The following is a 14,144-nucleotide window of genomic DNA, read 5'->3' on the forward strand; positions in this document are numbered from 1 at the left end:
GAGCCTGGCGCACCTTGGAGTGGTGTTTCATAGCTGGTTAATCCTCCTGCCTGCGAGTGTGTTCTTCGTCTGTCGTGCCGCCTGCCTCGGTCGGCAGTGGCGCGCTACTGCGGCTTGCCCACAATTCGCGGAGGGAAAGTGCACCGTGCACGCGATCTTCCTCCGCGTTGGAGGGGAAAATCCGCAGCGCAATCATCTGCCATATTAAGGCCAGCACCGCGCAAACAACGAATAGCGCCAGGAAAACCAGCGGTGTTTGGATCCATACCGGCGCGTTGATCAGCCATTCCATCATTTGTGACGCCTACCCCTGGCTCAGTCCGCGGCGCTGCAGAAGCGGCTGCACACTTCGCTGCTGGCCACGGAACATCCAGAATGCATCCTCGAAGTCGATGCTGGCACCGCGCGAAAGAATGATGCGACGGAAGCGTTCGCCCGCGAAGCGGACATCGTCTGCATCGAGGTCGGTGGTGGCGTCGGCATCCCCAGCGCCGTGATCCCCAGCGTTGGACTCCCCGACCGCGGCGCCGGTGTCGATGAACGCTTGGAAACCATCCGCGTCCAGCACCTCAGCCCAGAGGTAGCTCCAATAGTCTGCCGAGTAGCCACCAGCGAAAATGTGGTTGAAGTAGGTGGAACGATAGCGCGGGGCAAGGGCTCCGTTGACATCCACCCCAGCATTTTCCAACGCTTCGGCCTCGAAGGATTCAACCTGTGCAGATGCATCATCGGTGGCGGCAAGCTTTTCCGCCTCCGCTGCGGAGAGCTTGTGCCAAGCCAGATCCAGCCAGCAGGCAGCCAGGAACTCGGTCGTGGCCATGCCCTGCCCCCACTTGGCCTGTGCGCGGATGGCAGCGACGAACTCGTCGCTGATGACCTCCCCGGTGTCCACGTGGCGGGCGTAGTTGCGCAGCACGGCAGGCTCCAGAGCCCAGTTCTCGTTGATCTGGCTGGGAAATTCCACAAAGTCGCGGGGCACGTTCGTGCCAGAGAGGGTGGGGTAACGCACGTCGGACAGCAACCCGTGCAGGGCGTGGCCGAACTCGTGGAACACGGTTTGCACCTCGTCCAGAGTCAGCAGTGCTTGCTCGCCTTCGGCGGGCTCGGCAATGTTCATAACATTGACCACCACCGGAGCCTGGCCAAGCAGGTTGGACTGCTCAACAAAAGAGTTCATCCACGCGCCGCCGCGTTTCGTGGGACGGGCGTACATGTCAGTGAGCAACAAGCCGATGCCAACAGGCGCGTCTGTGTCCGTTGTGTCTTCTGTGCCCTCTGTAACCTCCCACACCTGCACACCCGGCGCGTAACCGGCCAGGTCGGGGCGTTCGCGCACGTCGATGCCGTAGAGACGCTTGGCTGCGAAGAAGGCCCCGTCCACCAGCACCTGCTCCAGCGGGAAGTATTTCTTCAGCTCCGCTTCGTCCACGGCGAGTTCCTCGGCGCGCAGCTTGGCATCCCAATACGGCCAGTCGGCTCCGCCGAGCCCCGTTGTGTTCGCGCTGTGTGCCGCGCCTTCCGCTTCGCTGATGGCCATGGTGTCTACAGCCATCTTGTCTGCGGCTCGCTTGAACTCACCCTGAGCATTCGCCACAGCAGCGGGCGTCACTTGGTTGAGCAACTCCTCGACCGCGGCCAGGCTTCCTGCGGTTTCTGCTGCGGCGACGAACTCTGCGTGGTTGGCGAACCCCAATAGTTCGGCACGCTGGGCGCGCAGGCGAACAATCTGCAGTAGCGTCCCTTCGTTACCGCTACCGGCTGCGCGATTCAGTGATGCTTCGTGCACCTTTGCGCGCGCTGCTGGGTTATCGAGAGATTCCAGCACTGGCTGGACACTCGGCAGCCCCAGGCGAATTAGCCAGCCCTCTTCCCCGCGTTCGGCAGCAGCCTTGGCAAAGTACTCCTTATCCGCCGCGCTGAGTCCCGCAACTTCGGCCTCATCTGTCAGCAGCACCGCCGCTGACTCAGTGGCGGTCTGGAGCTGCGCGCCAAAGGAAGTGGTCAGCTCGGCCAGCTTTGTATCAATGTCCCGCAGAGTTGCGCGCTGTTCGTCGTCTAGTTCTGCGCCGCCGCGGATAAAGCGCTTTTTCAACTCGCGCAGCAGAGCCTCTTCTTCGCTACCTTCTGGCTGCGTCGGCAAAGCGCACATACGCTCCCATAGCTTCCGGTTCAGCCAGATTTCGCTGAAGTGCCGTGCCAACTCGGGGCTTATCGTCGCTTCGATCTCGCGCACTTCGTCGGTGGCATTCGTGCCTGCATAGTTGAATGCGATGGCCAGCACGCGCTGCAGCATCTGGCCAGATGCCTCCCATGCCTCCGCGGTGTTTTCCCACGTGGGTTCCTCGGGGTTATCCGCTATAGCTGCGATTTCCGCCGCATGGTCGTCCAGCGCGGTTCGGAAGGCAGGCACCAGCTCGGCGAGGTTGATGGCTGCAAAGTCCGGCAATTCATATGGCAGTTCGGAAGCGTTTTGGAGGTAATCCATGGTCTCCCACTCTAACCTGGAGGCCATGGATTACGTTGATGTGGCCATCAATCAAGGCACCGTGCGCGGCTATGCCATTGACTCCGGGGTCGGTTCCATCTTGCGCTTCCAAGCCATCCCCTATGCAGCAAGCGATCGTTTCGCCCCACCGGGTACTGCCCCTTCTTTTTCTTTTTTAGACGCCCATTCCTCCACCACCTCAACCCGCCAATCCCTATCTATCTCCTGTCCGGCCAGCGCCCCTGGTTCCACCGCGAACATGCCCGTCATCGTGTTTATCCACGGTGGTCGCTATGAGCAAGGGCACGCTGATGACCCGTGGTACCAGGGAATTCGCTTTGCCGAGGATGGTTGTGTTTTCGTCAGCGTGAACTACCGCTACCGGCTGGAGGGCTTTTTGCCACTACTGGACGAGGATCACCCGGCCGACGTGGATGGTTTTGCGGACCCGAATACCGAACCGGAGTACTACCGCGGGGCAGAGGACATCGTCGCCGCCTTGCAGTGGGTGCGTAGCAACATCTCTGCATTCGGGGGTGATCCAAATCAAGTGACCTTGATGGGACAGTCCGCCGGCGGAGCACTGGCAGCGTGGACCTTATGCAACTCCCGCACGACCAACCTAGTGCATCGAGCCGTGATCCTAAGCCCAGGCTTTCCACGGGTAGGTTGGCCACGCCGCGAACATGTGGCGCGAGCGGTTCTCGGGGGCCCGCTGACCAGGAAACACCTCGGCGGGCTTTCCTCTGCCCAATTGCAGCGTGCATACCGTAGATATGCCCGGATCTACGGCACGGACTGCGCTGTGGGACCATACCCCTTCCGTCCCGAGGCGATGCGCGATATCCCCCTTTTGATCGGCACCTTGCGCGAGGAGTTTGTGCAAATGCCCACTGCCCGTACGGTCGACAGAAGGTTGCGTTCCAAGAACCCGCTGGTGCGGCAAGCTGCCAAGCTCGTGGCTCTTTATTTTGAGCGAGCGTTGCAGGCACGGGCGCGATGGGCGTCACCGCATCCGATGGGCATGGCCATCGGGGATTCGATGATTAAGCGCTGGGCCGTAGCGATCATGGAGGCGAAGCACGACACGACCTGGGCCTATGAGTTTCACGGGAGCCAATCGGCATGGCATTGCGCGGATCTGCCTTTGGTTTTTGACGCCCTCAACGTCTCCCCGAAAGCCGTGAAGCATTTCTGCGGCGAATCCGCGCCCGAGCGCTTGCAACCGCTGGCAACGGAGTTTCACGGGATCGTCGCGCGCTTCGCCCGCGGAGAGGATCCGGAGTGGGAGACCTATGGGAAGAAGCGAAACGTGCGGCGCTTCGATACGGATGCGTCTGCTCGCGGTGAGGTGACCTGTGAGGTAGCCGAAGATGCTTACCGGGATATCCGTGAGGATTATCCGGAGCTCTACCCGAACAATTAGCTAGCAAAACAAGAACCATACTAGACAGCTCGGTCTAGAGTGCTAGGGTGGATAGCCATGAACGCTTCCTCCTCAAACACCGATCCCCAGAATGGCTCTCAGGGCTCCCCACACTCCCCCAACGACGTCACCTTCCACGACGTCGACACTCTCCGCGCCCGCGGCACAATGAAGTGGACCGTCTACGACGAGGACGTACTGCCCCTGTGGGTCGCCGAAACCGATTTCGACACCTGTCCCGCCGTCAAGCAGGCCATCCAGGCGGGCGTGGATCGCGAGTACTTCGGCTACGAGCGCCGCAATGGTTCGGTACAGAAGGCTCTAGCGGGCTTCCTGGATCGCCGCTTCGGTTGGCAGATCGACCCGGCATGGGTGCGACTAGTACCCGATGTCGTTAAAGGCGTGGCAGCGGCCATTGACGAATTGACGCCGCAGGGCTCCGATGTAATCGTCCCCGTGCCGAGCTATCACCCGTTCTTCGACGTGCCAAGTGCCATAAACCGACCGAAGGTCGAGGTCGCGATGACCAAGGTAGAGAAGCAGGGAACTGAAGAGTGGGCATTTGATCTCGCCGCACTGGAGAAGGCCTTTGCCAGCACCGCGAACCCTGCGGGCGTGGGCGCGCTGATCGTGTGCAATCCGTATAACCCACTGGGGCGCGCATGGCGCCCCGAAGAGTTGGAGAAGCTAGTGGAGCTGGCGGACAAATACGACGTTAGGCTGATCTCCGACGAAATCCATGCACCGGTTGTTTATGCACCGCACAAACACACTCCCCTCGCGTCGCTGAGTGATACCGCCGCACGGGTAACGGTGACGGTACTGGCAACGTCGAAAGGCTGGAATACCGCGGGCCTGCACTGCGCCCAGATGATCTTTACAAACCCGGACGACCGCGAAGTGATGGCTAAGGTCAGCCCGCTGCGTACTGGCTCTGCTTCCACCCTGGGGCAGGTGGCCGCCGAGGCTGCTTACACAGACGGCGAGGCTTGGCTGGCCAGCGAACTGGAGTATCTGCAGGGCAACCTCGATCTGCTTGAGCGCCGACTGCCAGAGGTACTTCCCGGCGCGAAGTTCATCCGCCCCGAGGCCAGCTTCCTCCTCTGGGTAGACCTCCGCGATGTTCCAGGACTGAATGAAAACCCAGGCAAGAAGCTGCTGGAAGGGGCGCGGGTGGCCTTCAACGAGGGCTCCATGTTCGGCACGCAAGGTGCAGGCCATGTGCGCATCAATTTCGGTACTTCCCGGGAAATCCTGAACGAGGCTCTAGACCGCATCGGGAATTTCGCTGAGACCGAATTAGCTGAATTAGCTAAGGCCAACGTGAACAATTAACTTGGCAAGGTGTGATTAAAGCTTTTAGCCGCATCCTGCGCTCAACGAAGGAACTCTGGCCTTTCTACATCGTGGTGATGATCACCAGCATCGTCACCGCAGGTCTGGCCTTGGCTACACCTTTCTTGGTGAAGCTGGCCACCGACACCATCGTCGATACCGTCGGGGGCGGCGGGGCTTCCGACGCTGCCATTGAGAATGCGACAAAAACCGTCATCTGGTTGGCCGTCGGTCTGCTGGCTGTGGAGCTGGCCAACACCATCATCCACAACATCGGCGGATGGTTCGGTGATGTTATGGCGATGCGAATGCGGCAGATCCTTTCCAACCGTTATTACGCCAAGCTGCTGGCCTTACCTCAGGGCTACTACGACAAGCAGGTGACGGGCACAATCATCTCCCGGCTGGATCGCTCCATCCTGGGTCTGACGGATTTCATTAAATCCTTCGCCAACAACTTCTTTTCCATGCTGATCACCGTCAGCATGATCCTGGTAATCACCGCACTCTATTACTGGCCACTGGCCTTGCTGCTGGCGTTTATTTTCCCCCTTTATCTGTATCTGACGATGCTGACCTCCAAGAAGTGGATGGTGTGGGAAAAGGAAAAGAACGAGCACATCGACGTCGCCCAAGGGCGCTTCGCCGAGGTCATCGGCCAGGTGAAGGTGGTGAAGTCCTTCGTCTCCGAGCTGCGCGAGCTGCGGCTATTCCAAAAACACTTCGCCGATACGATCCAGCTCACCCGCGAACAATCACGCTGGTGGCACTTTATGGACATTCTGCGCATGGGCGGGATGAACATCATCTTCTTCGCCATCTACCTGATGCTGTTCTGGCGCACTCTCCACGGCAACTTCAGCCTCGGCGACATGGTGCTGCTGCTGCAATACGTAGTGATGGCTCGCCAGCCTGTCGGAATGATGAGCTGGATGGTCGATACTGCCCAGCGCGCTGCCGCCGGTTCTCGCGAGTACTTCAAAACAATGGAGGAGCTGGAGGAGCCCTCGGCTACTGCTCCCCTGCTGGAAGCCGCCCGCCCAGGTGGACCCATGCTGGTCTCCCAGGAGGACGTGGATCATGCGGTGCATCCGCAGCTTTCCGCTCCAGCAGATGGCCCGGTAATCGACTTCGATCACGTCAGCTTCGAATACATCAAGGGCGAGCCTGTCATTCACCAGGTCAGCTTCCAGGCAAACAAGGGTGATCAGGTCGCACTTGTCGGTGAATCCGGCGGAGGCAAATCCACCCTCGTTAACCTCCTACTAGGCCTCTACCGCCCCACCGAGGGACAGCTCCGGGTCTGCGGCAAGGACGTCGCCAACATGACGGCAGCCGAACTGCGCAGCTCTGTCGGTGTGGTGTTCCAAGAGCCTGCCCTTTTTTCTGGCACGGTGCGGGAAAACATTGCTTATGCAAAGCCCGACGCCACGGATCAGGAGATCGAGGACGTGGCCAAGCGCGCCTTCGCCCATGACTTCATCATGCACTTCAAGGACGGGTACGACACTCTCATTGGAGAGCGCGGCCTGCGCCTTTCCGGTGGTCAAAAGCAGCGCATCGCCGTTGCCCGAGCCATGCTAAAAGACGCTCCGGTGCTGATCCTCGACGAAGCTACCTCCGCGCTTGATACCAAGGCCGAGCGCGTGGTGCAGGCCGGGCTGAACGAGCTGATGGTCGGACGCACCACCATCGTTATCGCCCACCGCCTGTCCACAATTGCCGACGTTGACAAGATCGTCACCCTAGACAAGGGACATGTCTGCGAAGTCGGCTCCCCCGCGGAACTTGCGACCAGTGGTGGCATCTACAACGAGCTACTGCAACTCACCAGCTCCTCCTCCGCCGCCGACCGGGCACGGTTGAAGCGCTTCGGTTTCAGTGACTTTGCGTCTGAAGACGACGACACGGAGGAGTAGCCTGGGAGAATGACTGAATTCCCCCCTAACATCACCGAGTTCACTACCTTCGACGGCGCACGTGTTGGCGTCGGCACCGAAGAAGCACAAGCCGCAGAACAACAGGTACGCGACAACGACAGTAACTACGTTTTCCACAGCTGGTCAGCGCAAGAGAAGATCAACCCGCAGCCGCTCAGCCACGCGGAGGGCGTGTGGATCTACGACTACCAGGGCAACGGTTACCTGGACCTGGGCAGCCAGCTGGTCAGCGCCAACCTGGGCCACGCCCACCCGAAGCTGGTAGAGGCAATTCAGCAGCAGGCCACCCGCATCACCAACCAGAACCCCGCGTTCTCCAATGACGTGCGCAGCGAGCTGGCCAAGGAAATCGTGGAGCAGGCGCAGGGCGACTTCTCTCACGTGTTCTTCACCAACGGCGGCGCGGACGCTATCGAGCACGCCATCCGCATGGCACGCCTGACCACTGGCAAGTCCAAGATCCTGACGGCTTACCGCAGCTACCACGGCGCTACCGGCTCCGCGATTATGGCCACCGGCGAAGCACGCCGCCACGGCAACCCCACGACCGACGGCGACGTGAAGCACTTCTGGGGTCCATTCCTGTACCGCAGCGCCTTCTACTCCACCACACAGGAGGAAGAATGCGCTCGTGCTCTTCAGTCGCTGGAAGAGACGCTGGTCTACGAGGACAACGTAGCTGCCGTTTTGATCGAGTCCGTTGTGGGCTCTAGTGGCATCATCGTCCCGCCGGAGGGCTTCCTGCAGGGCGTGCGCGAAATCTGCGACCGCCACGGCGCGCTGTACATCGCGGACGAGGTCATGGTCGGCTTTGGCCGTACCGGCAAGATGTTCGCGTACGAGCACGGCGGCCCGGACCTGCAGCCGGATCTTGTTACCTTCGCCAAGGGCGTGAACTCCGGCATGGCACCGCTTGGTGGCGTGATGATGAACGAGGCCGTTTACCAGCGTTTTGCAGAAAAGCCTTACCCGGGCGGGCTGACCTATTCTGGCCACCCACTGGCGGCGGCTCCTGGCCTGGCCGCGCAGAAGGTGTACCGCGAGGAGAAAATCTTCGAGCAGGTCGCCGACCTGGGCGAGCGCGTTATCGCCCCGGCCATGGAAAAGATCGCGGAAAACCACCCAAGCGTGGGCAATGTCCGCGGCAAGGGCTTCTTCTGGGCCATCGAGTTCGTTAGCGACCAAGAGGCCAAGACCCCGATGGGTGCCGAGGCTATGGGTGCATTCGGCGCGGAGCTCAAGAAGGCTGGCATCTGGCCGATGGTTTCCGGGCACCGCCTTCACTTCGCGCCACCGCTGATTACCACCGAGGAGCAGCTGGACTGGGCGCTGGAGGTTGTCGATCGTGCTGCGTCCGTCGTTGACCAGGCGCTATAAGCACCCCATCACTTCTGCCCCTGACTTTAAAGGGGCATAGCAAAAGTCCCGGCTGAAAGTTTTTCAGCCGGGACTTTAGGCTTTTAGCCTTTAGCTTTTTACTTCTGAGCGTCGCCCAGAACCTTGTTGACAGCGTCCGAAGCCTTGTCCTTCAGCTCGTTGGCCTTGTCCTTGATGTCGGACTTGGTCTGATCCGCACGACCCTCGTTGGCCAGGTCGTTGTTGTCGGTAGCCTCGCCAGCAGCCTCCTTGGCCTTGCCTGCGGCGCCTTCTGCCTTGTTCTTCAGATCGTCGATAGACATATGTTGACCTTTCCTTTCGTCTGGTTTCGCTTGGCTAGGTAGGGCGAAATTTGTAGCCCTTATTTACCTATCAAGCGCTGTGCGATTAATTGTACTCGTAAAAGCCCTTGCCCGACTTGCGTCCGGTGTGGCCCGCGGTGACCATACGACGCAGCAGCGGCGGGCAGGCGTAGCTCGGGTCGCCGAACTCCTTGTACATGACGTCAGCGATGAAGGCGCAGGTATCCAAGCCCACCATGTCGGCCAGGGTCAGCGGGCCCATCGGGTGGTTGGCGCCCAGCTTCATGCCGGTATCGATATCCTCCGGGGTTGCCACACCGTTTTCCACCATGCGCACGGCGGAGAGCATGTACGGAACCAGCAGGAAGTTCACGATGAAGCCAGAACGGTCCTTCGCGCGGATGGCCTGCTTGCCCAGCTTCTCGGTGGCGTAGGTCTGCGCGATCTCAACAGCGTCCTCGTCGGTGGTCAGCGCTGGGATGACTTCCACCAGTGGCAGCACCGGAACGGGGTTGAAGAAGTGCAGACCCAGTACGCGGCCCGGGTTCTTGGTGGCACTGGCGATCGTCTGGATCGGCAGAGAGGACGTGTTGGAGCACAGTGGTGCCTTCTTGTCCTCGACGATCTCGTCCAGCTTGGCGAAGACATCCTTCTTGATGTCTTCGTTTTCAATGATCGCTTCCATGACCAGCTCGCGGTCTGCGAAGTCCTCTAGCTTGGTGGTAAAGGTCAGGCGGCTCAGCGCAGCGTCACGATCCTCCTCGGATAGCTTGCCACGGCTCACGGCCTTCTCCAGGGACTTTTCGATGCGTGCCTTACCCGCATCGGCAAACTCCTGCTTAGCCTCCCACACCAGCACGTCGCTGCCGGCCTTGGCGGCAACCTCTGCAATGCCAGATCCCATCAGACCTGCACCGATAACACCTACACGCTGAACCATGGTCACTCCTTTTTATAGGTTTATTCGTACTTGATCCAGCCTACCGATGTTGCTCGTACGGATGTGCCCAATGCCATTCCTCGGCTCTGTTCTTATTGCCTACTGCCTACTGACGCCCTTATCCTCCGCTGCGTCATCGTCAGCAACTGGCTCTTCCGTGATCAACTCGCCTTCCTGGTCGTACATCGGGCGGGCGGGAGAGCTTTCCGCATCGTGATCTACATCGCCCACAACTCCCAGGTCACCTTCAATACGCACATTGCCAGGGATAATGAGGTTTCCTTCCGCATCATATTCGAAGCGTGCATGCTCCTTACCCTCGTTGTCGTAACCAGGAGCAGGACGCGACTCGTGCTCGGCCAGCTTCTCCGCCGAGTCAGTCTTACCCCACTGGCGTGACGGCGGTTCGGGGCGTGCCGCGGCATCGTCATTCATGCCTTTAACGAGCGAGTACATCATGACGAAGTTAAAGAGTACGAATGGGAAGCCAATGATGATAACGGTCTGCTGGAGCGCATCGATTCCCGCATCGGGCGCCATGATCAGGATGGAGCCTGCGACTGCACCGATCATGATGCACCACAGCAGTCGGTAGATCAGCGGAGTCTTGCCCTCTTCACCGGCAGCGAACATGTCGTTGATCAGTGCTGCAGAGTCGATGGAAGTGACGAAGAAGATGGTGATCACGAAGAGCGCCAGGATGCTGGTGGCCAGCGTCCACGGGAAGTGTTCCAAGAAGACAAACAATGCCGTAGCTGGGTCACCCTGTTCCACAATGGGGTTGGTAAGTACGCCCGGCTCTTTCTTTTCAATATCCAGACCCGAGTAACCGAAGACAGCGAACCAAAGAATCGTGAAGGCCGTCGGAAGCAGCAAAACGCCACCGATGAACTCGCGGACAGTGCGACCACGGGAGATGCGGGCAACGAACATGCCCACGAACGGGGACCAGCAAATCGTCCATGCCCAGTAGAAGACCGTCCACTTACCCTGCCAGCCAGGATTCACCTGCTGAGAATCGGACCAGAACATGATCTTCGGCAGATATTCCGCATACAGGCTGGTGGCATCCATCGTGCCGCGCAAAAGCAGCAGCGTCGGGCCGGTCAAAAGCACAAAAACCATCAGCAGAGTCGCAGCGAGAATATTGATATTCGACAGCCACTTAATGCCCTTAGACAGACCGGTGGATACTGAGATTGACGACGCCACAACAATGACCACCAGAATAAGAATCTGTACCCATGCGACAGTCTGTGCGCCGAAAACCTTGGACAGACCAGAGTTAATCTGCAACGTACCGAGGCCGACCGACACCGCGATGCCGAAAACGGTACCGATGATAGACAGGGCGTCGATTAGCTTTCCGGGCCAAGAGTAGATACGGGCGCCGAGGATCGGTGCGAAGATACTGGATACACGCGGCGGTAGGTGACGCTTGTAGATGAAATACCCCAGGGCAAGGCCGGGCAGGGCGAAGATAACCCACATGTGCAGGCCAAAGTGATACAGAGTGAAGCCCATCGCCTCACCGATAGCTTCGGAGCTCATCGGTTCAGCATCCTGCATGGGCACGTTGACAACGTGGTTCATGGGTTCAGCCACACCGTAGAACATCAGCACAGCACCGAGGCCACCGGCGAAGAGCATGGCGAACCACGAGAGGGTTCGGAAGGCTGGTTCTTCTCCCTCAACGCCAAGTCTCATGCGACCGAAGCGCGAAACGAACAGCACCATGAGGAAGAGGAAAGCCAGCGAGATGCTGCCGATGTAGAGCCAGTTGAAGTTTTCCAACAACCAGTTCGACCCCGTCGACAGGCTCGCAGCAGCCTTGTCCTTGAAGATGATGGCGTAGGCCACGAAGCCCACGATGAAGCCACAGGCGACCCAGAAGATCAGTGGATCAACTTTGACCTTTTCTGCATTCGCCACTTTGGCTGCGTCGGAATCCTTGCTTGTGCTGCCTGCCGAACCTGCAGCCGTAGAAGTAGACTTTGCGCCTTCCATTGCGGGATCACACCCCATTTTCTTTTCTGTCGTATGTAGAGGAAGCTCGAGCCTCAACCCTAGCGTCTTGACCAGACTCATTTGCTCGCAACGTACCTTTAGCCGAAAAGAGAGGCCTTCAAAGAGCGTTTTTATGCTCTCGAGCCTGTCGGCGAAACAATAAACAATGCGTAGAGAGCTTGCAGATCACACACAGGTAGTTTCCAGGAAGGCTGTTTAGATTAGTTACCAGTGGTCGACAGAAAGGATCCAAATACGAACGGTCATTCTCCTCTTGAAACGTCAGCAAGAAACCCCCAGGTTGTAAGTTCGCCTGGGGGTTTCTTGTGTTCGTTTTTGCCGATCGTTTGCCAGTTACTAGACGGGCTGGAGCTAGCTCGGGATTCCCGAAGGCTCGATGGGATTCTCGCTGAGGCTGCTCATCAGATCCTCGAGGTCACTTAAGTTTTCGTCCAGCATGTCCTCAAATTCCGAAAGATCAGTGCCGTACGTCGGACTGTATTCGGTCGGCAACGGAAGGTTAGGCGCTGATGTCTTCTGCTCTGGCGAATCGGAGTCACCGTTGTCGCCCTCCCCTGTCGTGTTCGTGGGCTGGGACTCCGATGTGCTTGGCTTTTTCTCTCCCCCTTCATCGTCGCCGGAGACTGCGTTATAAATCAGCACACCGCCAACCACGAGGGCGATGAGGACTAAGAGGCCGATCACGATTTTGGCTACGCCACCGTTGCCGCCCTGTGGGTTGGGGTTGCCCTGTCCATAAGGCTGGCCAAATGGCTGCGCAGCCGGGCCAAATCCCTGCTGGCCTGGCTGCCCGTAGGGGCTCTGTCCGTAACCTTGCTGACCATAACCCTGCTGGACATAGCCTTGCTGGCCATACCCTTGCTGGCCGTAACTCTGCTGGCCACTGCCGACCTGGGGGTTATATCCCTGGTTACCGTAAGGATCATTTCCAAATGTATTGCCCGGCGCGCCTGCCTGGGCACTCCCCTGTGCCCCAGCGCCATTCTGCGTGCCGAACGAACCTGCGTACTGGCCACCCTGCCCATTGTTGGTTCCAGAGGATCCAAACACCTGAGTGCTCTGGTCATCCTGGCGCCGATACTGCGGCGGCTCAGGCGCATTTGCCCCGTTGCTATCTGCGGTACTGCCACCGTTGGGCGCAGAGTACGGAGATGCGTTTGCTGCGCCCATGTATTCGGTACGGTCATTCGGGTTGTTCCCGTTCGTTCCGCCACCGCCACTATTAAAAGGATTGTTGTCCTGTGGTGCCATTCTTCTTAAAAACCTTTCGTCAACCGTTTGCGATCAGCCCGAGACAAGAGCTCTCTCAGGCCGATCTATACGGCCTCTAGGCTTCGAGCCTTAAGACTAGCGTAGGTAACGCGCCGCTGCGCGAGTATCTGCGTTCTGTACTGCACGGTCGCCCCAGGAGAAAGAAGCGACGGTATAGCCATTACCGAACGATGCTGAGGCCCGGGTCTGCGGACCGTAATCGGACCATCCCCATTTTGTGCCATTGACGCCCGGCAGGTGCACCGTGCCCCAGTTTTGGCGAGTGCCATCTGCTGCTACCGGGCTGGCGGTGCGCATCCAGTGCAGTACCAAAGATCGCGGGTGGCGGATGCGAAGCTTGTGGAGGAAGTTCGCGGTATCAGTAGCAGACGTGTAGGAATTACCCCAGTGTGCGGCCGCTCGGGTATTACGTAGGCCGTATTCACGGGCGATAGTGCTAATTGCTCGCGGGTACTTCCGGTTGATCTTGGAAGCAGCTCCATCATCGGAGAAGCGGATCATACGCTCGGCCAGGTAGCGATCCGAGTTGCTGTGGTCGCCGTAGCGCAGTACGTAGTCAGCCATATACAGCTTCACAATAGATAGGCCTGGTCGTGCCTGGTCTGCGTTCGGAGTCTTTGCGATGCCATTGTTAGTGACAACAGCCAATGAGGTGCGAGCTGGAACGTTGTGGATCGTGCGCACCTGGTAACCGCGGTTCGGGCCTGGCGCGGGGCGGTGCGGAGCTGGTGCCGGGCGGTGCGGAGCCGAGGAACCTGGGATCTGATTAGCCGACATGCCCAGCTTGTTCAGGGCATCTTCCACAGCCTGCGGAACCGGCGGCAGCTTTGGCGCCGGTGGAAGCGGCGGCAGAGCCGGCATCTGAGAACCCGCGGGCGGGCCAGCGGGGGCAGCGTTAGCTGGAGCGGCGATTCCTGCCATGCTCACGGTTGCCGTGAGGGCGGCGGTAGCAACCCCTTTAGTTAGGTGAGAGCGAGAATCCTTGGCCGCATGCCGTGGCCGATAGGTGTACTGGGAAAAGTTGAATGTCATAACCTCT

General features: G+C 59.2%; 11 protein-coding genes. 4 read left to right on the forward strand and 7 right to left on the reverse strand.

Translation table 11 applies throughout. The features are described from left to right. Positions 1-37: 37 nt before the first annotated feature. Entirely contained in the window at positions 38-295 is a 258-nt protein-coding gene (locus ACUY2T_RS01965) for a hypothetical protein (protein ID WP_448307295.1), read from the reverse strand. Positions 296-304: 9 nt separating this feature from the next. Then, positions 305-2,485 (reverse strand): M3 family metallopeptidase, encoded by a 2,181-nt coding sequence (locus tag ACUY2T_RS01970; RefSeq protein WP_448307297.1) that lies wholly within the window; start codon positions 2,483-2,485, stop codon positions 305-307. Between ACUY2T_RS01970 and ACUY2T_RS01975 the strand changes: the two genes are divergently transcribed. The 4 genes from ACUY2T_RS01975 to ACUY2T_RS01990 all read left to right on the forward strand — a co-directional run bounded on the left by ACUY2T_RS01975 (position 2,484) and on the right by ACUY2T_RS01990 (position 8,563). Continuing rightward, positions 2,484-3,911, forward strand: a complete 1,428-nt coding sequence (locus ACUY2T_RS01975) for a carboxylesterase family protein (protein ID WP_448307299.1) — start codon at positions 2,484-2,486, stop codon at positions 3,909-3,911. The genes ACUY2T_RS01970 and ACUY2T_RS01975 overlap by 2 nt on opposite strands. Positions 3,912-4,079: 168 nt before the next feature. Further along, entirely contained in the window at positions 4,080-5,246 is a 1,167-nt protein-coding gene (locus tag ACUY2T_RS01980; protein WP_448307477.1) for a MalY/PatB family protein, read from the forward strand. Positions 5,247-5,257: 11 nt separating this feature from the next. Then, the gene (locus ACUY2T_RS01985; protein WP_448307301.1) at positions 5,258-7,165 is read left to right on the forward strand and encodes an ABC transporter ATP-binding protein; all 1,908 of its coding nucleotides are present in this window, start codon (positions 5,258-5,260) and stop codon (positions 7,163-7,165) included. A 9-nt stretch (positions 7,166-7,174) separates the two neighbouring features. Continuing rightward, positions 7,175-8,563 (forward strand): aminotransferase class III-fold pyridoxal phosphate-dependent enzyme, encoded by a 1,389-nt coding sequence (locus tag ACUY2T_RS01990; RefSeq protein ID WP_448307303.1) that lies wholly within the window; start codon positions 7,175-7,177, stop codon positions 8,561-8,563. A 98-nt stretch (positions 8,564-8,661) separates the two neighbouring features. Here the strand turns inward: ACUY2T_RS01990 and ACUY2T_RS01995 are convergent, their stop codons facing one another. The 5 genes from ACUY2T_RS01995 to ACUY2T_RS02015 all read right to left on the reverse strand — a co-directional run bounded on the left by ACUY2T_RS01995 (position 8,662) and on the right by ACUY2T_RS02015 (position 14,137). After that, positions 8,662-8,859, reverse strand: a complete 198-nt coding sequence (locus tag ACUY2T_RS01995) for a CsbD family protein (RefSeq protein ID WP_448307478.1) — start codon at positions 8,857-8,859, stop codon at positions 8,662-8,664. Between the two features lie 91 nt (positions 8,860-8,950). Beyond that, entirely contained in the window at positions 8,951-9,805 is an 855-nt protein-coding gene (locus tag ACUY2T_RS02000) for a 3-hydroxybutyryl-CoA dehydrogenase (RefSeq protein ID WP_293791398.1), read from the reverse strand. 99 nt (positions 9,806-9,904) lie between these two features. Then, the gene (locus tag ACUY2T_RS02005) at positions 9,905-11,812 is read right to left on the reverse strand and encodes a BCCT family transporter (protein ID WP_448307306.1); all 1,908 of its coding nucleotides are present in this window, start codon (positions 11,810-11,812) and stop codon (positions 9,905-9,907) included. 372 nt (positions 11,813-12,184) lie between these two features. Further along, positions 12,185-13,084, reverse strand: a complete 900-nt coding sequence (locus tag ACUY2T_RS02010; protein ID WP_448307308.1) for a hypothetical protein — start codon at positions 13,082-13,084, stop codon at positions 12,185-12,187. A gap of 96 nt (positions 13,085-13,180) precedes the next feature. After that, positions 13,181-14,137 (reverse strand): hypothetical protein, encoded by a 957-nt coding sequence (locus ACUY2T_RS02015; RefSeq protein ID WP_448307310.1) that lies wholly within the window; start codon positions 14,135-14,137, stop codon positions 13,181-13,183. Positions 14,138-14,144: the final 7 nt, after the last annotated feature.

It is taken from the genome of Corynebacterium sp. 22-2729 (assembly GCF_053479475.1).